Raw genomic sequence first — 24,624 nt, forward strand, 5'->3', positions numbered from 1 at the left:
CACCGTAGGAACCCAGTACTCCCACGGTGACTGCGCTGTCATCGCCCATGATCGCCTCTCGTGACCGGTGCGCGTACTCCTACACCAGTTCACCCCATCGCGAGATTTACGCATCTCGGGACGGAATCTCTTCGTCCGCAGCGTGGGCGCGCCTGGCGCGGCGGGCGCGGCGCGCCGTCACGCGTCCGGCGGCGGGAACTCCTGCTCCGCCCAGATGGTCTTGCCGCTGCGGCTGTAGCGGCTGCCCCAGCGGGTGGTCAGCTGCGCCACCAGATAGAGGCCGCGGCCGCCCTCGTCGGTCAGGCGTGCCCGGCGCATCCGGGGGTGGGTGGCGCTCGGGTCGGAGACCTCGCAGATCAGCCGGCCCGCGCGGATCAGCCGTACCTCGATCGGCCCTCCCGCGTACCGGACCGCGTTGGTGACCAGTTCGCTCAGCACCAACTCGGTGGTGAACACGAGCTCGTCCAGACCCCACGCGTGCAGCCGGGCCGTGGCGGCCTCCCGCACGGTACCGACCGCCGCCGGGTCGGCGTCGATCGTCCAGAAGGCGGTGTCCTCGGCCGGAACGGCGCGGGTACGGGCGAGCAGCAGCGTCACGTCGTCCGCGAGTCCGTCGGCGGGGCGGCCCGCCACGATCTCGCGGCCGAGTTCGCGCAGGGGCCGCGCCAGGGCACCCTGGCGGCCCAGGTGCGCGGCCAGGCGGGCCATGCCCTCGTCCAGGTCGCCGTCCCGCCCCTCCACGAGTCCGTCGGTGTACAGGGCGAGCACGCTGCCCGGCGCGAGGTCGATCTCCGTGGCCTCGAAGGGCAGGCCGCCGACGCCCAGCGGCGGGCCCGGGTCGACCGGCAGGTACGACACACGGCCCTCGGGATCGACGACGGCGGGCGGCGGGTGGCCCGCGGACGCCACCACACAGCGCAGGGAGACCGGGTCGTAGACGGCGTACACGCAGGTCGCGCCCGTGGGCGAGGCGGCGTTGCGGACACCCCAGTCCTCGTCGTCCTCCTCTTCCCGGCCGTTCCCTCCGCCACCTTCCCGGTCCTGCCCGTCCTGCCCGCCGCCCCGGGCCTCCCCGCCCTCCCGGGCCTCCCCGCCCTCCCGGTCCTCCCCGCCCTCCCGGTCCTGGCGGTCCTCCCGGTCGGTCTCCTCGGGTTCGGCGAGCAACTGGGACACCAGGTCGTCGAGATGGGCGAGCAGCTCGTCCGGCTCCAGGTCGAGGTCCGCGAGGGTACGGACGGCCGTGCGCAGCCTGCCCATGGTGGCGGTGGCCGCGAGACCGTGGCCCACGACGTCCCCGACCACGAACGCCACCCGCGCCGACGACAGCGGGATCACGTCGAACCAGTCGCCGCCGACGCCGGTCGTCGTGTCGGCGGGCAGGTACACCCCGGAGGTGGTCGCCCCGGGCGTCTCCGTCTGCGTGGGCGGCAGCATGCTGCGCTGGAGCCCGACGGCCGCGCGCCGCTCGCGGGTGAAGCGGCGGGCGTTGTCCAGGGCGAGCGCCGCACGGTCGGCGATCTCGCGCAGCAGCTCCCGGTCGGCCTTCTCGTACGGGCCGCGGTCGGCGTGCCGGCCCACGGACACCCGGCCGAGCACGATCCCCCGGGCACACAGCGGAGCCGACATGGTCATCGGATAACCGCCGACGTCGACTTCGGCTTCGGCACCGACCGCCGCACCGGGGTCGACTGCGGCACCGGCAGCGGCACCGGAGTAGACGCCGGCACCAGCACCGGAACCGTCGTCGGCCCCCGAGCCGTCATGGGCCGCCGGCCGCCCCGCCACGGCGGTACGGCGCAGCGCCAGCCGCCCCTCCCCGTCGGGGGCCGGCTCCTCGCCCAGGGACACCGCCTCGGCGATCTCGACCACCGCAAGGTCGCAGAGACCCGGCACCAGCGCGGCGGCCAGCTCCCTGCCCGTCTCCCGTACCGACAGCGATCCACCGACCCGGGTCGTGGCCTGGTGCAGCAGCGCCAGCCGCTCGCTCGAACGGCGCAGCTCGGTCTCGTCGGTGAACAGGCCGGTGACTCCGAGCACCTGCCCGTCGGGAGCCTGCAGCCGGAACGCCGTGATCGCGATGACGACTCCGCCGCCGGGATCCTCGATGGTGCGCAGCAGCTCCTCCGCCCGGATCAGCGGCCGGCCCGTGCGCAGCACCTCGCGCAGCTTCTCCTCGACCGCCGCCGCGTCTCCCGGCCACAGGAAGTCGCCGAGCCGCCGGCCGCTCAGATCGGACGGCACGCCCGTGTACGGCAGCAGATGGGTGTTGGTCCGGAGCAGTCGCAGCTCCGGGTCGAACACCGCGAGCCCCACGCGGTCCTGGAGGAACAGCTCCGTGACGAAGGCCCGGTCCTGGTGCCAGCGGGCCGCGAGGGACGCCGCGGTGGCCAGGACGAGGCACCCCGTCCCCGCGCCGCCGTCGAGGGCGAAGGCCCGGAAGACGACGGGCACGTCCTCGCCCCGGCCCGAGCGCAGCACCGTCTCGCCGCCCCTGGCGCCCCGCGCGTACGCCTCCACCAGCGTCGTCCAGGTCGCGGGATCCGCGAGGAGCGCGCGGGCCGGCCGGCCCACGACCTCGGCGGCGGACCGGCCGAGGAGCAAGGCGGCCTCCGGTGTCCAGGCGCTGATCCGCCCTCGGCCGTCGAGCAGGACCCCGGCCGTGCCCTCAGGGAAGGGCGGGAGGCTGTCGCCGGGGAAGGGCGTGTCGCTCACGGCGCCCCCTCCTCGCGGTCGCCCGCCCCCTGCTGGCGGTCGTCGGCCCGCTCTTCGTGGTCGTCCGCCCGTTCCCGCCGGTCGTCCGCCCGTTCGTCCTCGCGCTCGGCCCCGGCCTCCGCCAGCGCGTGCGCCCGGGCGATCAGCAGGGCCACGTCGTCGTGGTCGTCCGGGCCGCGCAGCGCGCCCAGGAGCAGGTCACAGGTCTGCTCCAGCGGGAGCGAGGACGACAGGGCGAGCAGGTCGGTGAGAGCCGCGAGGCGGACGTCGATGTCCTGGTCGCGGGTCTCCACCAGGCCGTCGGTGTACAGCACCAGCTCGTCACCCGCGTCGAAGGGGATCTCCTCCGTCTCGAAGGGCACGCCGCCGACGCCCAGAGGCGCCCCCGTGGGCAGGTCGAGCAGCCTGGGGGCCCGGCCCGCGGGCACGTGGACGGGCGGCGGATGGCCGGCGACGGCGATGCGGCAGATCCTCCGCCGCGGGTCGTACACCGCGTACACACAGGTGGCCATCGCCTCGTCCAGACCGGCGACCGTACGGTCCAGATGGGTCAGCACCACGGCCGGCGGCAGGCCGAGGGCGGCGAGCGTGCGGGCCGCGGTGCGGACCTGTCCCATGGTGGCCGCCGCGTTGATGCCGCTGCCCATCACGTCGCCGACCACGAGGGCCGTCTCGCCGCCCGGGAGCGGGATCGCGTCGAACCAGTCACCGCCGACCTCGACCGCCGCGGAGGCCGGCTGGTAGCGGTAGGCCGCGTCGAGCCCGTTGAGCCGGGCCGGCCCGTGCGGCAGCAGATGGCGCTGCAGCGCCAGGGCGGCCTGGCTCTGGTGCCGGTACCAGCGGGCGTTGTCGATGGCGACCGCCGCGCGGGCCGCCAGCTCCCCGGCGAGGAGGACGTCGTCCTGGTCGAAGGGCAGCGAGTTGCGGGCCCGCTTGAGGTCGAGCACGCCGAGGACGACGCCCCGGGCGCGCAGCGGAACGGCGAGGTAGGAGTGGACGCCCGCCTGGCGCAGCAGCCCGGCGGCCGATTCGGCGCGGGCGATGCGGGAGAGGTCGTCGTCGGTGACGCGCTCGACGAGGACCGGGCGACCGGTGCGGGCGCACTGGGTGACCAGCCGCTCGGCGCCGTAGCGGGCGGGTTCGCCGACCGGGTCGGCGGCTTCCTGCGCCGGCGTGGGATAGGCGGCCTTCACCGCCAGGGCCCGGAACACGGCCGGACCCGACGCCCTCGTCCCGCCGGGATGCGGACCCGCCAGGATGTCCTCCAGGACGTCGACGGCGGCGATGTCGGCGAACTCCGGCACCACCAGGTCCGCCAGTTCATGAGCGGTCAGGTCCAGGTCCAGCGTGGTGCCCACCCGTTCGGAGGCGTCCGCGATCACCGCGAGCCGGCGCCTGGCCCGCGCGGCGGCCCGGGCGGCGTGGTGCTGGTCGGTGATGTCCACCACCGAGGCGGCGACCCCGACGACCCGCTGCGCCGTGGTCTCCAGGCGGTACAGCGACATCGACCAGACCTGCTGCCGCCCCCCGGGACGCAAGGGTCCCCGCACGCTCCGGGACAGCACGGGCGCCCCCGTCTCCAGCACCTCGCGCAGCGCCGACTCCACCACCTCGGCGTCCGGGGTCGGGACCGCTTGACGGAACGTACGGCCCAGATGGTCGGCGGCGCTGCGGCCGTCGATCCGCTCCAGCGCCGGGTTCACCAGCACGAACCGCAGGTCCAGGTCCAGCACCGCAAGGCCGATGGGGGAGTGGGCGACCAGCCGGGACGACAGGGCGAGGTCCTGCTCCACCCGTCGGACGGTGGCCCCGTCGGTGGCCAGCCCGAGCGCGTAGCGGTGCCCGTGGGCGTCGAGCAGACGGGTGTTGCGGAATTCGACCGGGATCGTACGGCCGTCCTTGTGACGGACCGGGAAGACACCGGCCCACGCGCCCCCGCCCGACATCACCCGCTCGAACAGGGCCAGCACCCGGTCCCGGTGACGCTCCTCGACGAGGAGCCGCGCGGCCGGGCGGCCCAGCGCCTCGTCCGCCGGATACCCGAAGATCGTCTCCGCCTGCGGGCTCCACAGGACGATCCGCCCCGTCGCGTCCAGAACGACGGCGGCCACGCCGAGTACGTCGAGAAGCCCGCCGGGTTCCACGGCGAGCTCACCGTTCGCCGGGTCCGGGCCGGCAGGGGGAAGGGCCGCCGCGCTCATCTTCTCCATCATCGCGCCGCGGGAGCGGACCGCCAGTCGTCCGGCGGTTCCGCAGGAGATGTGGAGAAGTTCTGGTGGCCTCGTGAGTTTTCCGTCGTGGATTGACTCCACGGTCGGACATCGAACAGGAGTCCCCAGCTGTCGAACTGATCAGTAACCCACCCTGACCAGCGGTAACGCCTGAACGGGCGGTCGGGTGACCGAAACCCGCGCGTTCGGAAGATCGATGTATGGTCGGGCCGCCCTGGGACAGGTGGGCGTGAAGGCGAGGCAATTCGAGGCGAGGCACACCGATGGAAGCTCCGACCACTCCGTCGTACGGCGGGGACAGCCAAGGCGGCGGCTGGTTCACGCGGACACCGAACCGGCAGCCCGCGGCCGCTCCCCGCCCGTCTGGCCCGTCTCCCGCACAGGGCCCCGCACCGGCACCGGGCCCGTCACCCGTACAGGGCCCCTCTCCCGCCCAGGGGCCGGCTCCCGCACCCTCCCCGGCTCCGCCCCGCGCGCCGGAGACGTCGGATGCCTCGGACACCTCGGACGCGGCCCTCCTGCGCCGCACCATGGCCGAGATCGAGCCGATCGCCGACCAGGTCACCTCGCACTTCTACGCGCTGCTGTTCCTTCGCCACCCCGACCTGCGGGAGCTCTTCCCCGCGGCGATGAACACCCAGCGGGACCGCCTCTTCAAGGCGCTGCTCACCGCCGCGACCCATGCCGACGACCCCGTCACCCTGACCAGGTACCTCACCCACCTCGGCCGCGGGCACCGGAAGTACGGCACGCGCCCCGAGCACTACCCGGCCGTCGGCGAGGCCCTGATCGGCGCCCTCAGCCGTTACGCCACCGCCGTCTGGGGGCCCAGGACCGAGGCCGCGTGGGTGGCCGCGTACACCACGATCTCGCAGATCATGATCGACGCGGCGACCGAGGACGAACTCCGTTCGCCCGCCTGGTGGCAGGCGGAGGTGGTCGCCCACGAGATGCGGACCGCGGACATCGCCGTCGTCACGGTCCGGCCCGACCAGCCGTACCCCTTCCTCGCCGGGCAGTACACCGCCCTGGAGACCCCGTGGTGGCCGCGCGTGTGGCGGCACTACTCCTTCGCCTCCGCGCCCCGCTCCGACGGGCTGCTGTCCTTCCACGTCAAGGCCGTCCCGGCGGGCTGGGTCTCCAACGCCCTCGTGCACCGCGCCCGTCCGGGCGACGTCATCCGGCTCGGTCCCCCCGCCGGCTCCATGACCGTGGACCACAGCACCGACAACGGGCTGCTGTGCCTCGGCGGCGGCACCGGCATCGCCCCCATCAAGGCCCTCGTGGAGGACGTCGCCCGGCACGGCCGGCGCCGCACCGTCGACGTCTTCTACGGCGCCCGCGAGAACGACGGCCTGTACGACATCGAGACGATGCTCCGGCTGCGGCAGTCGCACCCCTGGCTCTCCGTCCGCCCCGTCCTGGACGACGGCCCCGGCGGCCTGCCGTCCGGCGGACTGCCCGACGCCATCCGCGAACACGGGCCGTGGCACAGCCACGACGCCTATCTGTCCGGCCCGCCCGGAATGATCCGCCGCGGTGTCGAGGCCCTGGTGGGCGTCGGCATCCCCTCCCACCGCATACGACACGACTCCCTAGAGGAACTGGCCGGGGCAACGACGTGAGCACTTTCCAGCAGGACCCGAGCACCTTCGACCCGACCGGGCAGCACCGGACGGTCCCCCTGCGCACCACCCGCCCGGGCAGCGACGGCGAACACCTCGTCCAGTGGCGCCTGGGCACCACCGAACGCGCCGACCGGTTCTACGCCGAACAGGTCCTCGACCGGCTGAACCCCCGGATGCGCGAGTTCACGGCACGACAGGAGATGTTCTTCCTGGCCACCGCCGACCGCCACGGAGCCTGCGACAGCACCTTCCGCGCCGGCCCGCCCGGCTTCCTCCACGTCCTCGACGACACGACGCTCGCCTACCCCGAGTACCGGGGCAACGGCGTCCACGCCAGCCTCGGCAACATCGAGGAGAACCCGCACGTCGGCATCCTGATGGTGGACTTCCTGCGCGACCGCATCGGCCTCCACGTCAACGGCCGGGCCAGGGTCCTCGCCGACGACGACATGCGCCGCGCCCACCCCGACGCCGGGCTCCCCGTCGACCCGGTGCCCGGCCGGCGGGCCCTGGTGTGGGTCGAGATCACCGTCGACGAGGCGTACATCCACTGCGCCAAGCACATTCCGCACCTCCAGAAGGTCCCCGCCCGCGGCAGTGGCCGGTCCTGGGGCACGGACGACGTCAAGCGCAAGGGCGGCGACTTCTTCGGCGCGGCCGCCGAGGCCCCGGAGCGCGGCCCCTTCGTGCCGCCGCCCCGCGCCGACGCGGCGACCTGGCGGGCGGCGGCCGAAACCGTGCTGGCGAAGGCGGATTCGGCGGCGGGGGTGCGGGAGTTCAGCGGCTGGTTCAGCCCCAGCGGCTCCGGCGCTGGCCCGAGCCGCCCCGAACCGCTTGAGGTCCGGGCGGCAGTACCTCCCGCGTGGCACGACCGAGGCCACTCGGCCTGAGGCGGCGCCAGGAGGAAGCCGTGGCGTCCCCGTCGGGCCCACGGACCACTGTCGTGCCCGGCAGGCCCACGGACCACTGTCGTGCCCGCCAGCCCCACGGACCTGTGGCGTGCGTCCCTGCTCGGCCCGACGGTCCGAGGCCACCCGCCTGAGGCGGCGTCAGGGGGATCTGTGGCGTCCCCGTCCGGCCCGCCGGGCCTGTGACGTGCCCGCCGGGCCACGGATCTGTGACGTCCCCGCCCGGCTGCCCCTACGCGGCGGCCGTCCGCGTCAGGCGGGCCACCGCCGTGTGCCAAGCCGTCGTCACCGCCGCGTGCGCCTGTGCCGTCCGCGTCGCGCCGTCGCCGCGCAGCACGACCGGCGCCCCCACGTGGACGTGGAGTCCGGGCCGCCGCAGCGGTGCGGTGGCGAGGCCGGCCACCTGCTTGGCCGTACCGCCCGAGACGACGCGGCGCGCTCCCGCCTGCCCGATCGGGACGACCGGCGCGCCCGTGCGGTGGGTCAGGCGCGCGATGCCGCTGCGGAAGGCCTCCGGCGGGGCCTCTCCGGCGTCCTTGCGGCGGGGCAGGCCGCCCTCGGCGTAGATGAGCACGATCCGGCCCCGTCCGAGCGCCGCAGCGGCCAGGTCGAGGGCGTCGGCGGCGCGGTCACTGCCGCGGTGCACGGGGATGTGGCCCTCGCGGGCGAGCGCCCGGCCGAGCCAGGGGACGCGCCAGAGGCCGGCCGTCGCCGCGACGACCGGTTCGACGCCGAGGCGGTGCAGCGCGGCGAGGACGATCGCGGGATCGGCGAGCGAGGTGTGGTTGGCGACGACGATGCTGCCCGGGGCGAGTTCGACGCGCGGGTCCGTGGTGACGGTGAGACGGCCCACGGTCGGTACCAGGGCCCGGGCGATGCGGCTGAGCACGTGCTCTCCCCGAGGTCGGCGACGGAATGTCCCCTCATGCTCGGCGCCGCCGGCCGCGGCGGCCTGAGCGCCGCTACTCATCCGCCGCCCGGCACCGTACTCAGCGCCGGGCACCTCACCTGCCCGGAAGCGGGCGGTGCGGGCCGGACGTGCCCGGCCCACACCGCGCCGCACCGCGCCGTACGCGCTGTCAGCCGGCGTACGTCTCGAACTCGGCGACCTTGGGGGTGCCGGTCGAGCCGGTGATCTCGAAGGTGACCTTGCTCAGCGTGGTCCGCGGGAACGTTATCGCGCCCGCGCCCGTGCCGGAGGCAAGGACGGCCCCGGTGTCGGCGTTGACGACCCGCCAGGTCCGGATGGTGCCGGCGGAACCGGCCGCCTCCCGGATGGCGATCGCCGACACGGAGACGGGCGAGCCCCACTTGATGGAGATGGAGCCGGTCGAACCGGCCGGCGACCAGTAGGTGTTCAGGTTGCCGTCCCGGACGTTGCCGTAACTCGTCCCGTCCGCCTTGCTGGAACCGTCGGAGCCGGCGCCGATGCTCAGGTTGGTGCCGGTCGGCGGCGTCGCCGTCGAGGTCGGGGCCGGCGTCGGGCTCGTCTGCGTCGGAGTGGGCGTGGGCGCGGGGGTGGTGACGGTCGCCGTCGGTGCCGGCGTCTGCGGCGTGCAGGAACCGTCCGACACGAGCAGCCCCTTTCCGGCGCCCGCCGTCCGGCTCACGACCCCCGGCACGCAGGAGGCCGCGTCCAGGGCGTACGCGTACGGGATGCTCACCGTGGTGGTCGAGCGGACGTCCGGTCCGGCCGGCCGGTAGTCCGTTCCCGGCGCCGACCAGGTGACGTTGTCGAAGGTGTTGCCGCTCACCTGCCAGTAGCCGGTCGCGTCGGTGTAGAAGGTGCCCAGGACGTCCTTGGAGTCCTCGAAGTAGTTGTGGTCCACCTTGGCGCGCGCCCCGGCACGGGAGTTGATGCCGGACTCGTTGAGCCGCACGTAGTGGTTGTTGTACATGTGCGCGATGCCGCCGCGCAGCAGGGGAGCGCGGGAGTCGATGTTCTCGTACAGATTGTGGTGGTACGTGATGAAGCCGTTGGACAGCTCGGTCTCGCTGGAGCCGACGAGGCCGCCGCGGCCGGAGTTGCGCAGGACGCTGTAGGACAGGGTCACGTACTGGGTGTTGTCCTTCATGTCGAAGAGGCCGTCGTAGCCCTCGGACTCGCCGCCCGACGCCTCCAGGGTGACGTGGTCGACCCAGACGTTGCGGACGTCGCTCTCCATGCCGATGGCGTCGCCGCCGTTGGAGACGGGCGAGCCGGACTTCTTGACGTTCCGGACGGTCACGTTCTGCACGATGATGTTGCGGGCCTCGCGGATGTGGATGCCGAGCTGGTCGAAGACGGCCCCGCTGCCGACGCCGACGAGGGTGACGTTGCTGATCTGCTTCAGCTCGATCACGCCGTCGGCGGTGTTGCAGCTGGTGCCCGAGACCTTCGCGGTGTTGGCGTGGTTGATGGTGCCCTCGACCTCGATGACGATCGGGGTGCTGCTGCTCGCCCGGCCGCAGAGGGCCGCGTGGATCGCGGTCCCGGTGGTGGCCCGTACGATCCGGCCGCCCGCCCCGCCGGTCGTGCCGCCGTTCTGGGTCGCGTAGCCGGTGGCGCCACCGGCTGCCGTGGCCGCGGCGGAGGCCGCGCCCGCGGCGGGGGCCGTGCCCGTGGCGGAGGCGTGGGGCATGGCCACCACCACGCCGGCCACGGCCGCCAGGGCCATGGTGGCCAGGCCCGCGGAGAGCCGTACTGCCACTGGTCGTCTCATCGTCGTCTCCCGGTGTGTCGTCGATGCCGGCCGCCCCGCCGCATGTAGAAAGCGCTTTCTGCGCTGCGCGCCGACGATAGGGCCGACGCGGGCGGCTGACAAGGGATACGACACGCCGAGGTGATCGGGGCCTGCTCCAGGCGTGGTCCGCTCCGGGCGTGGTCCGCTCCGGGCGTGATCCGCTCCAGGGTCGGTCCGCTCCTGTGGTCGTCCCCTCCAGGGACGGCGGGCCCGGCTCAGCCGGGCGGGGGCACCCGTTCGGCCGGTGGAGGCGGGCCGGGCGGGGTGCCGTCGCCGAACGGCCGTCCGCCGAGCTCCTCCCGTCCGTGCGGCGAGAGCCAGCCGCGGGTGTCGGGGCCGGCGGGCACGATCCCGGTCGGGTTGATGTCGTGATGGACGACGTAGTAATGCGCCTTGATCTGCGCGAAGTCGATGGTGTCGCCGAATCCGGGCGTCTGGAACAGGTCCCGCGCGTACGCCCACAGGGCCGGGAACTCCGTCAGCTTCTGCCGGTTGCACTTGAAGTGACCGTGGTAGACGGCGTCGAAGCGGGCGAGGGTCGGGAAGAGACGGACATCGGCCTCCGTGAGGGTGTCGCCGACCAGATAGCGCCGGCCGCTGAGCCGCTCCTCCAGCCAGTCGAGCCGCTCCCACAGGCGCCGGTGGGCCTCGTCGTACGCCGCCTGGGTGCCGGCGAAACCGCACTGGTACACCCCGTTGTTGACGTCCCGGTACACCTTCTCGGCCACGTCGTCGATCTCGTCGCGCCACCGCTCCGGATAGAGGTCGGGCGCCCCGTCCCGCTGATGGGCCGACCACTGGCCGCCGAGGTCGAGGGTGATCCGTTCGAAGTCGTTGGTCACCACCTCGCCGGTCGGGACGTCGACGATCGCGGGCACGGTGACGCCGTGCGGATAGCCGGGGTCGCGCCGCAGGAACGCCTCCCGCAGCCACTCGATGCCGAGCACCGGGTCACGGCCGCCCGGGTCGAGATGGAAGCACCAGCTGCGCTCGTCGTGCACGGGCCCGGCGATCCCCAGCGACAGCACGTCCTCCAGGCCCATGAGGCGCCGGACGATCGCGGCCCGGTTCGCCCAGGGGCAGGCGCGGGCGATGATCAGCCGGTAACGACCGGGCTCCACGGGGTAGCCGTCCCGCCCGTCCGCCGTGATCCGCGTCGTCAGATAGCTCCGGTCGCGCTCGTAGGCACCTCCGCCATGCCCGTCACCGCTCATGTCCCCGGTCCTTCCCCGTCGGCCCGCGACCCCGGTCCTTCCCCGTCCGCCCGCGATCCGGGTCCGCCGGGCGCGTCTCGCGCGTCCGCAGCGTCCGCAGGTCCTCCTCGCTCCACGAGCGGGTGTCCCGCGGCTCCACGTACGGCTCCTCGTCCGGCGGCATGCCGCCCGCGACGGCCCGCTGGCGCAGCGCCTCGGCGTCGAACTCCAGGCCGAGCAGCACCGCCAGGTTGGTGATCCACAGCCAGATCAGGAAGACGATGACGCCTGCCATCGTGCCGTACGTCTTGTTGTACGAGGCGAACTCGGCGACGTAGAGGGCGAACCCGGCGGAGGCGGCCATCCAGATCAGCAGGGCGAGGGCGCTGCCCGGGGTGATCCAGCGCCAGCCCCTCACCTTCGCGTTCGGCCCCGCCCAGTACAGCAGCGCGATCATCACGGTCACCAGCACCAGCAGAACCGGCCACTTGGCGATCGACCACACCGTCAGCGCCGTGTCGCCGACCCCCAGCACGTCACCGGCGCGGCGCGCCACGTCACCCGACAGGACGACGATCAGGGCGCTCGCCGCGGCCATGAGCATGAGCGCCGCGGTCAGGCCGAGGCGGATCGGCAGCACCTTCCAGACCGGGCGGCCCTCCGGCAGGTCGAAGACCTGGTTGGCGGCGCGCATGAACGCCCCCACGTAGGCGGAGGCCGACCACAGCGCGAGCGCCAGACCGACCACCGCCATGACGGCTCCCGTGCCGGTACCGCCCTGGAGGTTCTCCACGGCCCGGCCGAGCACGTCACGGGCCGGTCCGGGCGCCAGCTCCCGCAGGCTGTCCAGGACCCGGTCCGTCGTCGACCGGCCGCTGAGGCCGATGAGCGAGACGAGCACGAGCAGCCCGGGGAAGAGGGACAGCACGCCGTAGTACGTGAGGGCGGCGGCCCGGTCGGTGAGTTCGTCGGAGGTGAACTCCCGCAGCGATCCCTTGAGCACCGCCATCCAGGAGTGCCGCGAGAGCCCGGTCGGTGACTCCGGCGCCCGCGCGTCGACGGCGGGGCCGGGTCCGACGTCCCGCGGATCCGGTGGCGTACGGGGCGGGTCGGCGTCCCCGTCGGACGCGGCGGGCCCGTCCGGGCCCCGTTCCCGTGCCGTGCGGTCCGCGGCGGCGGCTTCCCGCGCCGTGCCGTCGTCCGGCGAGCGATCTTCATGAGGAGGCTTCCGATCGACCATGCAGGAGCGGCTACCCGCGTCGGCGGGCCGTACGCGCGAGGCCCCCGCCGGTCGGGCGAAACAGGCCAAAAGGGGTGGATGCTCTGCCGGGTCTCGGGTAGTCGACCCCCAGGCCCGGGCCGGCCCTCCCACCCCGGCCGCCGCCCCGGACCCCGCCGACGGCAAGCGACCCCACCCGAAGGAGCACCGGATGTCCTCACCCGAAGAGTCCCGCGTCCCCGACCCGCAGACGCGCCACCCCCAGCCGCCGCAGCCCGAGCAGAGCCAGTCCCACCCCGGCGCCACCGAGGCCATGGAGCCCCGGCCCGACCACGGGGAGGAGTCCTATCGCGGACACGGGCTGCTCGCGGACCGCGCCGCCGTCGTCACGGGCGGGGACTCCGGGATCGGCCGGGCCGTCTGCCTGGCGTTCGCGCGCGAGGGCGCGGACGTGGTGTTCACCCACCTGCCCGAGGAGCGCGAGGACGCCGAGGAGACGGCCCGGCTGATCCGCGAGGCGGGCCGCACGGCCGTGCCCGTCGCCTGCGACATCCGTGACGAGCGGCAGTGCGAGGAGCTGATCGGGACGGCGGTCGACCGCTTCGGCCGCATCGACCTCCTCGTGAACAACGCCGCCTACCAGATGGCGCAGCCCGAGGGCATCGAGGCCATCACCACGGAACAGTTCGACCGGGTGATGAGGACGAACCTCTACGGCATGTTCTGGCTCACCCGCGCGGCGCTGCGCCACATGCCGCGCGGCGGCAGCGTCATCAACACCACCTCGGTCCAGGGCTACCAGCCCAGTCCGCACCTGCTCGACTACGCGATGACCAAGGCGGCCATCATCTCCTTCACCCACGGCCTGGCCCAGATGGTGGCCGAGCGGGGCATCCGCGTGAACGCGGTCGCGCCCGGACCCGTGTGGACACCGCTGATCCCCGCCACCATGCCGGAGGTGGCGGAGTTCGGGAAGCAGTCACCGCTGGGGCGCGCGGCCCAGCCGGCCGAGATGGCGCCCGCGTACGTCTTCCTGGCGTCCTCCGCCGCCGGCTACATCACGGGAGAGATCGTCAACGCGACGGGCGGCACGCCCCTGCCGTGACCCGAGGGATGGCCCGCCCTCGCCCCGGGCCCCGCTCCGAGCCCCGCCCTGGGCCCCGCTCCGAGCCCGCTCCGAGCCCCGCTCCGGGGGCGGCCGCCTCCGCCTCGCGGACGGCGCGGACGGCCCTCACCTTGCGGACGGCTCCCGCCCCGCGGGCGCGCCGGTGGCGAAGGCGCGGCGGTAGGCGGCGGGCGAGACGCCGAACGCGGTCCTCATGTGGGCCCGCAGCGAGTTCCCGGATCCGAGCCCGGCCCGGTGCGCCACCAGGTCGATCGGCAGATCGGTCGTCTCTAGGAGCTGCTTGGCGAGTTCGAGGCGCTGCGCCGTGAGCCACTGCACGGGCGTCATGCCGACCTCGTCGCGGAACCGCCGGCTGAAGGACCGCAGGCTCATCCGGGCGTGCTCGGCGAGCCGGGCGAGGGTGAGCGGTTCCGCGAGGTGTTCGAGGGCCCAGGCGCGGGTGGCGGTGGTGCCGGCCAGGGTCGGCTCCGGGACGGGCCGGTCGATGAACTGGGCCTGCCCGCCGTCCCGCCAGGGCGGTACGACGCATATGCGGGCGGCGCGGTTGGCGACCGCCGCTCCGTGGTCGCGGCGGATCATGTGCAGGCACAGGTCGACACCCGCCGCCGCGCCCGCCGAGGTCAGCACGTCGCCGTCGTCGACGAAGAGCACCTCCTCGTCGAGCTTGACCGCGGGGTAGGCCTCGCGGAACTCCGGGGCCAGGTGCCAGTGGGTGGTGGCCGGCCGCCCGTCGAGCAGTCCGGCGGCGGCGAGCACGTACGACCCGGAGCAGATCGACACGAGCCGGGTGCCCGGCCGGATCCCCGCGATGGCGGCCTTGACCTCGGGCGGCAGCGGACCGCCCCGGCCCAGCTTGGGCATGGCGTGGGTGGGCGGGATCACCACCGTGTCGGCGGTGGCGAGCGCCTCCGGCCCGGCCACCGGGTGCACGGTGAGGCCGGCGTCGCTGAGCACCGGCCCGCTGTCGGCCGTACAGACGGTGACCTCGTAGAGCGGGCGGCCCTCGGCGTCCGCCACGCTGCCGAAGACGCGGGAGGGGATGCCGAGTTCGAAGGCCGGCACGCCGGGCAGGGCGAGCACCGCGACGCGGTGGGGCGGCGCCGGCCTGACGTTTCGTTCGTCCCGCTCGTCGTCATGGACGGTGGCCGTTTCCGTCGGAGCACTCATGGCCAGATCCTGTCACATAGTGGCCAGGCGGCCAATACCGCGCCGGTGCCGGGTGCCCGATCGTGGAGCGGTCGCCGCCGGAAGGACTCCGGCGGCGGTCGTCGACAGACGACGAGAGACGACGAGACACGACATGAGACGTCGTGGGACGAAGAGAGGCGGACGGCATGCGCGCCGTGGTCGTGGAGCAGTGGGGCGGACCCGAGAAGCTGGTCGAGCGTGAGGTGGAGCGCCCCGAGCCGGGTCTGAACGAGGTCCTGGTCCGGGTCCACGCCGCCGGAGTGAACCCGGTGGACTGGAAGACCCGCGCCAGCGGCGCCCTGATCGCCTGGGGCGACGTGCCCGTCGTCGGCTGGGACGTGTCCGGCACGGTGGAAGCCGTGGGGCCCGGCGTCGGGATCTTCCGCCCCGGCGACGAGGTCTTCGGCATGCCGCACTTCCCGCGCCAGGCGGGCGCGTACGCCGAGTACGTGGTGGCCCCGGCCCGCCACCTCGCCCCGAAGCCCGCCTCCCTGACGCACGTGGAGGCCGCGGCGCTGCCGCTCGCCGGCCTGACCGCCTGGCAGGCCCTCGTCGACACGGCCGGCGTACGGCCCGGGGACCGGGTGCTCGTGCACGCCGCCGCCGGGGGAGTGGGGCACCTCGCCGTGCAGATCGCCAAGGCCCTCGGCGCGTACGTCATCGGCACGGCCAGCGCGGCCAAGCACGAGCTGGTGCGGGAGCTCGGCGCGGACGAGATGATCGACTACCGCGCGGCCCGCTTCGAGGAGGCCGTCGCCGACGTGGACGTCGTCCTGGACGGTCTCGGCGGCGAGACGGCCGAGCGCTCGATGAAGGTGCTCCGCCCCGGCGGCCGGCTGATCACCCTGCCCGGCCCGGACGACGTCCCCGCCGCGCCGGAGGGCGTGAGCGCGGCCTGGGTCATGGTCGAGCCCGACCACCTCGGTCTGCGCGAACTCGCGGCGCTGGTGGAGAGCGGGCGGCTGAGGCCGGTGGTCGACACGGTGCTGCCGCTCGCCGAGGCGGCGAAGGCCCACACGATCGGCGAGCGGGGCCGGACCACGGGGAAGATCGTCCTCACGGTCGACTGACCCTTCCTCGGATGCGCCGCCGCCCGGCCCCGGCACTCCAGGAGCCGGGCGGCGGCATGCCACCGGGCATGCCGCCGAACTCCCGCTGATCCATTGACGGAAGCACACTCCGCTCCTACGTTTTCGTTCGGACATACGGCCGTTGGTCGAAATATCGAACGAGAGGGAATCGCGTGCCCCGCACTGAGCGCCCCGAGCACCCCCGGCGTCCCGCACACCTCGAACACGCCACTCGTACCGCTCGTTTCACCCTCGATGCCGACTTCACCGTCGGCCCCGTCGACCCCCGCCTCTTCGGCTCCTTCGTGGAGCACCTCGGACGCTGCGTCCACACCGGCCTCCACGAGCCCGGTCACCCCGCCGCCGACGAGGACGGACTGCGCACCGACGTCCTGGAGCTCGTCCGCGAACTCGGCGTCACCGTCGTGCGCTACCCCGGCGGCAACTTCGTCTCCGGCTACCGCTGGGAGGACGGCGTCGGCCCGGTCGAACAGCGGCCGCGCCGCCTCGACGTCGCCTGGCGGTCGACCGAGAGCAACCGGTTCGGCCTGAGCGAGTTCATGTCCTTCCTGCGCAAGGCCGGCCCGGAGGCCCAGCCGATGATGGCGCTCAACCTCGGCACCCGCGGCCTCACGGAGGCCATGGACCTCGTCGAGTACGCCAACCACCCCGGCGGCACCACGCTCTCCGACCGCCGGATCGCCCACGGCGACACCGACCCCTTCGGCATCCGCCTCTGGTGCCTCGGCAACGAGATGGACGGCACCTGGCAGACCGGCCACCGGACGGCGTCCGAGTACGGCCGGCTCGCCGCCCGGACCGCCCGCGCGCTGCGGCGGATCGACCCCGGTCTCGAACTCGTCGTCTGCGGCAGCTCCGCCCGCGACCTGCCCACCTTCGCCGCCTGGGAGGCGACCGTCCTGCAGGAGACGTACGAGGTCGTCGACCACGTGTCGCTGCACGCCTACTACGAGGAACTCGACGGCGACCGCGACTCCTTCCTGGCCTCCGCCGTCCACATGGAGGCGTTCATCCAGGAGGTGATCGCCACGTGCGACCACGTCGGCGCGAGGCTCAAGTCGCCGAAGAAGCTCACGCTCGCCTTCGACGAGTGGAACGTCTGGTACCAGCGCCGCCCCAACCCGCACCCCGTCCAGGACTGGCAGGAGGCCCCGCGGCTCCTGGAGGACGTCTACACCGTCACCGACGCCGTCGTCTTCGGCAGCCTCCTGATCGCCCTGCTCCGCCACGCCGACCGGATCGCGGTGGCCTGTCTCGCCCAGCTCGTCAACGTGATCGCCCCGATCATGACCGAACCCGGCGGCCCGGCCTGGCGCCAGACCACCTTCTTCCCCTTCGCCCAGGCCTCGCGCCACGGGCGCGGCACGGTGCTCGACGTGCGCGTGGACGCGCCCACGCGGGCCACCGCGCGCTACGGGGACGTGCCGCTGCTGTACGCCACCGCCGTGCGCGGCGAGGACGGCGGAGTCACGGTCTTCGCGGTGAACCGCGACCGCCACGCGCCGCTGCCGCTGGAAGTGGCGCTGCGCGGGCTCGACCTCGGCCGGGTGGTGGAACACACCGCGCTCGCCGACGCCGACCCCGAGGCCCGCAACACCCTCGACGCGCCGGAGCGGGTCGTACCGCACGCCGTCCCCGGCGCCACCGTCGAGGACGGCCGGCTGCGCGCGGTCCTGGAGCCGATGTCCTGGAACGTCCTCCGGCTCGCCTGAGCGCCCTGCGCTCCGGCTGCGCGCACTCGCCTTTTGAATCCTTTCACTAGAAAGCGGCACCGGAGCCGTCCCGTACCGCGAAAGATCGGTCCGAAGCGTTGACGTGACCGGCGGGCGACCCTACTTTGTCCCAGCAAGCGCTTTCCTGAAACGTTCTAATCACGCGCGGGAGGACGAACTGTGCGTACTCATGGCACTGTTGGGCGTCGGAGTCTGCTGAAGGTCACGGGCGGCTCGGTGGCGGCCCTCGGCCTGACCGCGGCGGGCTGCGGAGGCGGCTCGGGCTCCGGGGGCGGCACCGTCACCCTCCGGTACGCCTGGTGGGGATCCGACGACCGGGCCAAGCGGATCAACCAGTCGATCGCCCTCTTCGAGAAGAAGTACCCGAAGATCAAGATCAAGACGGACTTCCAGCCCTACGCCGACTTCTGGAAGAAGTTCAACACCCAGGCCTCCGGCGGCAATCCGCCGGACGTCTTCCAGAACGCCATCGGCTTCCTGCGCAAGTACGACAAGAAGAACGTGCTCCTGGACCTGCGAGCGCAGGTCCAGGCGGGAAACCTCCGCCTCGACGGATTCCGCGCCGGCCTGGAGACCTTCGGCGAGGTCGACGGCAAGCTGCTCGGCGTCCCCGTCGGCAGCAACTCCATGGCCCTCGTCGTCGACCAGGCCGTCTTCACCAGGGCCAGGGTCACCCCGAAGCCCGGCTGGACCTGGGACGAGTACCACGACGCGCTGGCCAGGATCAAGGAGAGCCAGGGCCGGGCCGGAGACGCCGGCCCGTACGGGATCATGTACCTGTACGACCTCTACCTCCGCCAGCACGGCAAGGCCTTCTTCACCACCGGCGGACTCGGCTTCACCGAGGCCGACCTGACCGACTGGTGGAACAAGGCGGCCGCCCGCGTGAAGTCCGGCGTCTACGCCGACCCCAAGAAGACCATCCAGGCCAAGCCCAAGTCGGCCGTCGCCGCCGAACTCGCCGCCTGCGAGTTCACCTGGGACAACTTCACCGTCCGCTACACCTCCGAAGGCAAGAGCCGGTACGGCCTCGCCCCCATCCCCACCACCGACGGCCGCAAGACCGGCCAGTACCTCGGTTCCCTCATGCTCAGCGCCTCCCGGCGCACCAGGCACCCGAGGGAAGTCGCCCGGTTCATCGACTTCATGGTCCACGACCCCGAAGTCGGGAAGATCATGGGCTACGACCGAGGCGTCCCCGCCACCGAGGCCCAGTACCGGGCCTACGTGCCCACCGACCCCGTCGGCAGGCAGATCGCCGCCTACGAGAAGCAGCTCGTCGAGACCCGCGTCCTCGAACCCATCACCCCGCACCCGGCCGGCGCCGACGTCTGCGAGATGGCCTTCATGCGGCTCGCCGAGGAGATGTCCCTCGGCACCCGGCCCGTCGCCGACGCGGTGAAGCAGTTCTTCACCGAGGCGAAGACCGCCCTCACGGCCTGATGGACGCCGCCGTGACCCCCGCACCGACGCCCGCGCCGTCCGCCGCCGCGCCATCCCGCTCTCCGCGGACCGCCACCCCGCGGTCCGGGCCCGCGGACCCTCCGGGCGGCGGCCACCGGCCCGGCCGGAACCGCGCCGCCCGCCGCGAGAACCTCGCCGGCTACCTCTTCATGTCCCCGTGGATCGCCGGCTTCCTCCTGCTCACCGCCGGCCCCATGGCCGCCTCGCTCTACTTCTCCTTCACCGACTACAACCTCTTCGACGCCCCCCGGTGGATCGGCCTCGACAACTTCACCGAGATGTTCGGCGACCCCCGCTGGCGCACCTCCGTCGAGGTCACGAGCTGGTACGTGATCATCGGAACCCCGCTGAAACTGGCCGCCGCCCTCGGCGTCGCCCTGCTGCTCAACCAGAGCCGCCGCGCCCAGGGCTTCTACCGGGCCGCGTTCTACGCACCCTCCCTCATCGGCGCCAGCGTCTCCATCGCCATCGTCTGGCGCGCCCTCTTCGCCGACGGCGCACCCGTCGACCGCGCCCAGCAGGCACTCGGCTTCGAGCCCGGTGGCTGGATCGGCGACCCCGACAAGATCCTCTACGCGCTCGTCGCCCTCACCGTCTGGCAGTTCGGCGCCCCCATGGTCATCTTCCTCGCCGGACTCAAGCAGGTGCCGCGCGAACTGTACGAGGCGGCCCAGGTCGACGGCGCCGGACCGCTCCGCCGGTTCTGGAGCATCACCCTGCCCATGATCTCGCCCGTGCTCTTCTTCAACGTCCTCCTGGAGACCATCCACTCCTTCCAGATCTTCGGCTCCGCCTACATCATCGGCAGCCAGGGCAACGCCTGCGGCCCCGCCGACGGCACCCTCGTCTACACCTGCTACCTCTACATCCAGGGCTTCGAGAACAGCCGCATGGGCCTCGCCTCGGCCATGGCCTGGATGCTGCTGCTCGCCGTCGGCCTCGTCACGGCCGTCCTGTTCTGGTCCCAGCGGCGCTGGGTGCACTACGAGGAGGGAGGCCGATGAGCCTCGTACGAACCGGGGCGCCGAACGGCGAACGCGCCCGCCTCCCGCGCCCGACCGGGCCCACCCGGCGGCCGGGGCCCACGCGGTCGCCGGGGCCCACGCACCGGGCCGGGTCCCTCGCCTGGCACCTCGGGGCGCTCGCCGTCCTCGCCGTCGTCCTCTACCCGGTTCTCTGGGTCGTCGGCGGCTCCTTCAAGCCGAACGACGAGATCGTCGGCAGCCTGGAACTCTTCCCCGCCGACCCCCTCTCCGACAACTACCGGCGCCTCGCCGACGGCATCGCCGACATCCCCATCTCCACCTTCTTCGGCAACTCGCTGTTCCTGGCGGCCGGTTCCGTCATCGGCGTCCTGCTCTCCAGCTCGCTCGCCGCCTACGCCTTCGCCAAGATCGGTTTCGCCGGGCGGGGTCTGCTCTTCACTCTGATGATCGGCACCCTCCTGCTGCCCTACCACGTGCTGCTCATCCCGCAGTACGTGCTGTTCCAGAAGCTCGAACTCGTCAACACCTACACGCCGTTGCTCCTCGGCAAGTACCTCGCCACGGACGCCTTCTTCGTCTTCCTCATGCTCCAGTTCATGCGCGGACTGCCGAGGGAACTCGACGAGGCGGCGCGCCTGGACGGCTGCGGACACCTGCGGATCTACTGGTCGATCGTCCTTCCGCTGTGCCGGCCGGCCCTCATCACCAGCGCCATCTTCACCTTCATCAACGCGTGGAACGACTTCCTCGGCCCGCTCATCTACCTGAACGAACCCGAGAAGTACACGGTCTCGCTCGGCCTGAAGATGTTCGTCGACCAGGACGGCATCGCCAACTACGGCGGCATGATCGCCATGTCGCTCGTGGCCCTGCTGCCGGTCCTCGCGTTCTTCCTGGCCTTCCAGCGGTACCTCATCGACGGCATGGCGACGTCGGGGCTCAAGGGATGAGGGCCCGGGACGCGGCTCCCGCCAGGGCGCGGTTCGCGGCCCGGTTCGGGGTCTTCGCCGAGTGCCTCCTCGTCGGGGTGTGGATCGCCCTCGCCGCGCTCCCGCTCGTCACCCTGCCGGCGGCGCTCGCCGCCGGCGCGGGGCACCTGCGGCGCTGGACGGCGGACGAGGAGACCGGACGGCGGTCCTTCACCGCCGATCTGCGGGCCGCGCTGCGCGGGGGCTGGGCGGTCGGGCTCGGGTTCTGGGCGCTGCTGGTCCTGCTGTGGGCCGACCTCGTGCTCGTACGGGCGGGAGCCGTACCCGGCGGCCGGCTCGTCGGCGCCGTCGGCATCGTGACGGCCCTCTGCCTCGCCGTCGGCCTGCTCCGGGCCTGCACCGCCTGGCGGCCCGGCGCCCGCTGGGGCGGGCTGCTCGCGGCAGCCGCCCGCAGGACCCTGCGGGACCCGGCCGGAACCCTCCTCGTCGTCTGCGGCTTCGCCGTCGTCGCCGCCTCATGGTGGCTCGCGGCCCCGCTGGCCGCCCCCGCCCTCGGTGTGGTGGTGGCCGCGACGCTCGCGGTGGAGCACCGCGGTGGCGCGGTCGCGACCGTCTGACGGGCGCCGGCCGCCGCCTGATCCGACGGGCATCGGGACGGCTGAACGCCCTTGTCCCCAGCCCCGCGTCACGCCGCACGTCCCGGACGCGGCCCCCCGGCGCGTCCCCGCTCCCGCTCCCGTCCCCTCTCCCGTCGAAAGGACCGTTCATGTCCGCGATACCCCGCCGCTCCCTTCTCAAGGCGGCCGCCGTCGCCGGTGCCGCCGCGCAGTTCAGCTGGGCGCTCGGGCGCGACGGCGCCCGGGCCGCCACGCCCGCGGCACCGGATCCCGGCCGGCCCGCCACCGTGCGCTGGCTGGAGGACGGCGGACTCGGGGCCGCCGGCGGGTCCACCTTCGGCGCCGCCTGGCCCAAGGGCGTCCACCCGGGAAACCGGGAGTTCGCCCTCACCGCCGACGACGGCACCGCCGTTCCCGTGCAGACCTGGGTCACCGCCCGCTGGCCCGACGGCTCCCTCAAGTGGACCGCCCACGCCGTCGGGGCGGAGGCCGCCGCCGAACGGTTCACGCTCGCCCCCGGAACGCCCGCCACCGCGGCGAAGGCCGTCACCGTCGCCGAGACGGAGGCGAAGATCACGGTGGACACCGGAGCCATCCGGGTGACGGTGCGCAGGGGCGGGCGGAAGCTCGTCGAGGCCATGGAACGCGACGGCGTGAAGATCGCCACCGACGGGCGGCTCGTACTGCTCCGTCAGGGCGACCTCGACGACGGCGACCAGGGCAACGCCACGTGGGAGCGGTTCGACGGCGAGATCTCCGGCGCCGTCGTCGAACAGACCGGACCCGTCCGGGCCGTGGTCAGGGTCGACGGCAAGCACCGGAAGGGAAACAGGAGTTGGCTGCCGTTCTCCGTACGGCTCTACTTCTACGCCGGCTCCGAGTCGTTGCGGATGGTGCACACCATCACGTACGACGGCGACCAGAACGAGGACTTCGTCCGCGGCCTCGGCGTCCGCTTCACCGTACCGATGCGCGACGCCGCCCACGACCGGCACATCCGGCTCGCGGGCGAGGGCGCGGGCTTCCTGACCGAGGCCGTCAAGGGCATCACGGGACTGCGCCGCGACCCCGGCGCCGCCGTCCGCAGGGCACAGGTCAGGGGCGAGAGGCTGCCCGACCCCGCCACCTGGGACCAGCGCGTCACCACCCGCCTGCCGTACATCCCCACCTGGGGCGACTACACGCTCTCCCAGCTCACCGCGGACGGCTTCGCGATCCGGAAGCGCACCAAGGCGGGGCACGGATGGATCCCGGCCGGCGGAGGGCGGCGGGCGAGCGGATTCGGATACGTCGGCGGCGTGAGCGGCGGGCTCTCCTTCGGGCTGCGGGACTTCTGGCAGAAGCACCCCGCCCAGCTCGACATCCGCGGTGCCGCGGGCGACGAGGCCGAGGTGACCCTGTGGCTGTGGTCTCCCGAGGCCCAGCCCATGGACCTGCGCTTCTACCACGACGGCATGGGCCAGGACACGTACCCGGAGCAGCTCGAAGGCCTCAACATCACCTACGAGGACCACGAGCCCGGTTTCGGCACGCCGTACGGCATCGCGCGCACCAGCGAGCTGATGTTCTGGGCCAACGCCGCCACTCCGGACGCCGGGACCCTCGTCTCCCAGGCCGCCGCCGTCCGCACCCCGCCGCAGCTCGCCGTCGCCCCCGAAGACCTCGTCCACGCCCGCGTGTTCGGCGGACTCTTCTCGCCCGTCGACCGCTCGACGCCCGCCAGGGCGAAGATCGAGGACCGCCTCGACTACCTCTTCGCCTACTACAAGGACCAGGCCGAACAGCGCCGCTGGTACGGCTTCTGGGACTACGGCGACATCATGCACACCTACGACGAGGACCGGCACCAGTGGCGCTACGACGTCGGCGGCTACGCCTGGGACAACTCCGAGCTCTCCCCTGATCTGTGGCTCTGGTACGCCTACCTGAGGTCCGGTCGCGCGGACGTCTTCCGCTTCGCCGAGGCCATGACCCGGCACACCGGCGAGGTCGACGTCTACCACCTCGGGAAGTGGGCCGGACTGGGCACCCGGCACGGCGTCCAGCACTTCGCCGACAGCGCCAAGCAGCAGCGGATCTCCACCGCCGTCTACCGCCGGCCCTACTACTTCCTCACCGCCGACGAACGCGTCGGCGACCTCATGCACGACCTCGTCGACTCCGACGAGACCTTCCTCGTCCTCGACCCCATCCGCAAGATCCGCACCGAGCCCTACACCCCCGACCGGCACGCCCTCTCCATCGGCTTCGGCACCGACTGGAGCGGCCTCGCCGCGGCCTGGCTCACCGAATGGGAACGCGGCGGACCCAAGGCGGCCAAGGCCGAGGCCCGGCTGCGCTCCACCATGGAGACCATCGCCGCCCAGCCCAACGGCTTCGTCCAGGGCACCGGCCTCTACGACCTGGACACCGGCCGCTTCGCCATCGCCGAGAAGCCCGCGGTCGGCGTCTCCCACCTGTCCGCCATGTTCGGCCTCGTCGAGATGTGCGCCGAGCTCATCGACCTCGTCGACATGCCGGCGTTCAAGGAGGCCTGGCTCGACTACTGCCGCTACTTCAACGCCACCAAGACCGAACAGGCCGCCCGCTACGGTCAGAACTTCGGCACCCTGCTGCTCTTCCAGGGCCACTCCCGGCAGGACGCCTACGCCGCCGCCCAGCTGAACGACACCAGGCTCGCCCAGCGCGCCTGGGCCAAGTTCGAGCGGAGCGACGGTTACACCAGTGCCATGGTCTGGGACAAGACGCCCGTCCAGGGCCCCGACGCCCTCGAACCCGGGTATGAGCACCTGTGGATCAGCACCAACACCACCGCCCTCTACGGGCTCGCCGCCATCCAGAACCTCGCCCTCGTCGGCGACCACCTCCCCCGGTAA

The 24,624-nt window shown here is 73.1% G+C and carries 17 protein-coding genes; 10 read left to right on the plus strand and 7 right to left on the minus strand.

The window, feature by feature from the left end; genetic code table 11:
• Nucleotides 1–177: 177 nt before the first annotated feature.
• Nucleotides 178–2,712: a SpoIIE family protein phosphatase gene (locus tag ABTZ91_RS28635; protein ID WP_352080104.1), complete on the minus strand. Its 2,535-nt coding sequence runs from the start codon at nucleotides 2,710–2,712 to the stop codon at nucleotides 178–180.
• Entirely contained in the window at nucleotides 2,709–4,913 is a 2,205-nt protein-coding gene (locus ABTZ91_RS28640; protein WP_352080105.1) for a SpoIIE family protein phosphatase, read from the minus strand. Before ABTZ91_RS28640 ends, ABTZ91_RS28635 begins: the two co-directional genes overlap by 4 nt.
• A 560-nt stretch (nucleotides 4,914–5,473) precedes the next feature.
• On the opposite strand from ABTZ91_RS28640, the gene ABTZ91_RS28645 reads away from it, so the two are divergent.
• Both ABTZ91_RS28645 and ABTZ91_RS28650 read left to right on the plus strand, forming a co-directional pair.
• The gene (locus ABTZ91_RS28645; RefSeq protein WP_407078046.1) at nucleotides 5,474–6,568 is read left to right on the plus strand and encodes a globin domain-containing protein; all 1,095 of its coding nucleotides are present in this window, start codon (nucleotides 5,474–5,476) and stop codon (nucleotides 6,566–6,568) included.
• Nucleotides 6,565–7,461, plus strand: coding sequence for a pyridoxamine 5'-phosphate oxidase family protein (locus ABTZ91_RS28650; protein WP_407078047.1), 897 nt, complete (start codon nucleotides 6,565–6,567; stop codon nucleotides 7,459–7,461). The genes ABTZ91_RS28645 and ABTZ91_RS28650 overlap by 4 nt, the downstream gene beginning before the upstream one ends.
• 250 nt (nucleotides 7,462–7,711) lie before the next feature.
• Here ABTZ91_RS28650 and ABTZ91_RS28655 read toward each other — a convergent pair whose 3' ends face one another.
• The 4 genes from ABTZ91_RS28655 to ABTZ91_RS28670 all read right to left on the minus strand — a co-directional run bounded on the left by ABTZ91_RS28655 (nucleotide 7,712) and on the right by ABTZ91_RS28670 (nucleotide 12,635).
• Complete coding sequence (locus ABTZ91_RS28655; RefSeq protein ID WP_352080107.1) at nucleotides 7,712–8,368, minus strand: lysophospholipid acyltransferase family protein; 657 nt, start codon at nucleotides 8,366–8,368, stop codon at nucleotides 7,712–7,714.
• Between the two features lie 190 nt (nucleotides 8,369–8,558).
• Entirely contained in the window at nucleotides 8,559–10,181 is a 1,623-nt protein-coding gene (locus ABTZ91_RS28660; protein WP_352080108.1) for a pectate lyase, read from the minus strand.
• A 236-nt stretch (nucleotides 10,182–10,417) separates the two neighbouring features.
• Nucleotides 10,418–11,416, minus strand: coding sequence for a glutathione S-transferase C-terminal domain-containing protein (locus tag ABTZ91_RS28665; protein ID WP_352080109.1), 999 nt, complete (start codon nucleotides 11,414–11,416; stop codon nucleotides 10,418–10,420).
• Entirely contained in the window at nucleotides 11,406–12,635 is a 1,230-nt protein-coding gene (locus ABTZ91_RS28670; protein WP_352080110.1) for a YihY/virulence factor BrkB family protein, read from the minus strand. Before ABTZ91_RS28670 ends, ABTZ91_RS28665 begins: the two co-directional genes overlap by 11 nt.
• A 190-nt stretch (nucleotides 12,636–12,825) precedes the next feature.
• Between ABTZ91_RS28670 and ABTZ91_RS28675 the strand changes: the two genes are divergently transcribed.
• Complete coding sequence (locus ABTZ91_RS28675) at nucleotides 12,826–13,719, plus strand: glucose 1-dehydrogenase (RefSeq protein ID WP_352080111.1); 894 nt, start codon at nucleotides 12,826–12,828, stop codon at nucleotides 13,717–13,719.
• 126 nt (nucleotides 13,720–13,845) lie between these two features.
• Here the strand turns inward: ABTZ91_RS28675 and ABTZ91_RS28680 are convergent, their stop codons facing one another.
• Nucleotides 13,846–14,907 (minus strand): helix-turn-helix domain-containing protein, encoded by a 1,062-nt coding sequence (locus ABTZ91_RS28680; protein ID WP_352080112.1) that lies wholly within the window; start codon nucleotides 14,905–14,907, stop codon nucleotides 13,846–13,848.
• A 167-nt stretch (nucleotides 14,908–15,074) separates the two neighbouring features.
• On the opposite strand from ABTZ91_RS28680, the gene ABTZ91_RS28685 reads away from it, so the two are divergent.
• The 7 genes from ABTZ91_RS28685 to ABTZ91_RS28715 all read left to right on the plus strand — a co-directional run bounded on the left by ABTZ91_RS28685 (nucleotide 15,075) and on the right by ABTZ91_RS28715 (nucleotide 24,624).
• Entirely contained in the window at nucleotides 15,075–15,998 is a 924-nt protein-coding gene (locus ABTZ91_RS28685; protein ID WP_352080148.1) for an NADP-dependent oxidoreductase, read from the plus strand.
• Between the two features lie 173 nt (nucleotides 15,999–16,171).
• Nucleotides 16,172–17,731 carry an alpha-N-arabinofuranosidase gene (locus tag ABTZ91_RS28690; protein WP_352080113.1) on the plus strand — a complete coding sequence of 520 codons (1,560 nt, stop codon included), beginning with the start codon at nucleotides 16,172–16,174 and terminating at the stop codon, nucleotides 17,729–17,731.
• Nucleotides 17,732–17,911: 180 nt separating this feature from the next.
• Nucleotides 17,912–19,195, plus strand: a complete 1,284-nt coding sequence (locus ABTZ91_RS28695) for an extracellular solute-binding protein (RefSeq protein ID WP_352080114.1) — start codon at nucleotides 17,912–17,914, stop codon at nucleotides 19,193–19,195.
• Nucleotides 19,196–19,206: 11 nt separating this feature from the next.
• Nucleotides 19,207–20,220 (plus strand): sugar ABC transporter permease, encoded by a 1,014-nt coding sequence (locus ABTZ91_RS28700; RefSeq protein WP_352080115.1) that lies wholly within the window; start codon nucleotides 19,207–19,209, stop codon nucleotides 20,218–20,220.
• Nucleotides 20,217–21,152, plus strand: a complete 936-nt coding sequence (locus ABTZ91_RS28705; RefSeq protein WP_407078048.1) for a carbohydrate ABC transporter permease — start codon at nucleotides 20,217–20,219, stop codon at nucleotides 21,150–21,152. The genes ABTZ91_RS28700 and ABTZ91_RS28705 overlap by 4 nt, the downstream gene beginning before the upstream one ends.
• Nucleotides 21,149–21,748 (plus strand): hypothetical protein, encoded by a 600-nt coding sequence (locus ABTZ91_RS28710; RefSeq protein ID WP_352080116.1) that lies wholly within the window; start codon nucleotides 21,149–21,151, stop codon nucleotides 21,746–21,748. The genes ABTZ91_RS28705 and ABTZ91_RS28710 overlap by 4 nt, the downstream gene beginning before the upstream one ends.
• Nucleotides 21,749–21,897: 149 nt before the next feature.
• Nucleotides 21,898–24,624, plus strand: coding sequence for a Tat pathway signal sequence domain protein (locus tag ABTZ91_RS28715; protein ID WP_352080117.1), 2,727 nt, complete (start codon nucleotides 21,898–21,900; stop codon nucleotides 24,622–24,624).

Origin of the sequence: Streptomyces sp. NPDC126499 (assembly GCF_040302485.1) — a bacterium.
Classification (GTDB): domain Bacteria; phylum Actinomycetota; class Actinomycetes; order Streptomycetales; family Streptomycetaceae; genus Streptomyces.

Coding starts and splice junctions, on each gene's coding strand:
- ABTZ91_RS28640 (WP_352080105.1), bottom strand. CDS start 4,913: ATGAGCGCGGCGGCCCTTCCCCCTGCCGGCCCGGACCCGGCGAACGGT.
- ABTZ91_RS28645 (WP_407078046.1), top strand. CDS start 5,474: ATGGCCGAGATCGAGCCGATCGCCGACCAGGTCACCTCGCACTTCTAC.
- ABTZ91_RS28660 (WP_352080108.1), bottom strand. CDS start 10,181: ATGAGACGACCAGTGGCAGTACGGCTCTCCGCGGGCCTGGCCACCATG.
- ABTZ91_RS28665 (WP_352080109.1), bottom strand. CDS start 11,416: ATGAGCGGTGACGGGCATGGCGGAGGTGCCTACGAGCGCGACCGGAGC.
- ABTZ91_RS28670 (WP_352080110.1), bottom strand. CDS start 12,635: ATGGTCGATCGGAAGCCTCCTCATGAAGATCGCTCGCCGGACGACGGC.
- ABTZ91_RS28675 (WP_352080111.1), top strand. CDS start 12,826: ATGTCCTCACCCGAAGAGTCCCGCGTCCCCGACCCGCAGACGCGCCAC.
- ABTZ91_RS28680 (WP_352080112.1), bottom strand. CDS start 14,907: ATGAGTGCTCCGACGGAAACGGCCACCGTCCATGACGACGAGCGGGAC.
- ABTZ91_RS28685 (WP_352080148.1), top strand. CDS start 15,075: ATGCGCGCCGTGGTCGTGGAGCAGTGGGGCGGACCCGAGAAGCTGGTC.
- ABTZ91_RS28705 (WP_407078048.1), top strand. CDS start 20,217: ATGAGCCTCGTACGAACCGGGGCGCCGAACGGCGAACGCGCCCGCCTC.
- ABTZ91_RS28710 (WP_352080116.1), top strand. CDS start 21,149: ATGAGGGCCCGGGACGCGGCTCCCGCCAGGGCGCGGTTCGCGGCCCGG.
- ABTZ91_RS28715 (WP_352080117.1), top strand. CDS start 21,898: ATGTCCGCGATACCCCGCCGCTCCCTTCTCAAGGCGGCCGCCGTCGCC.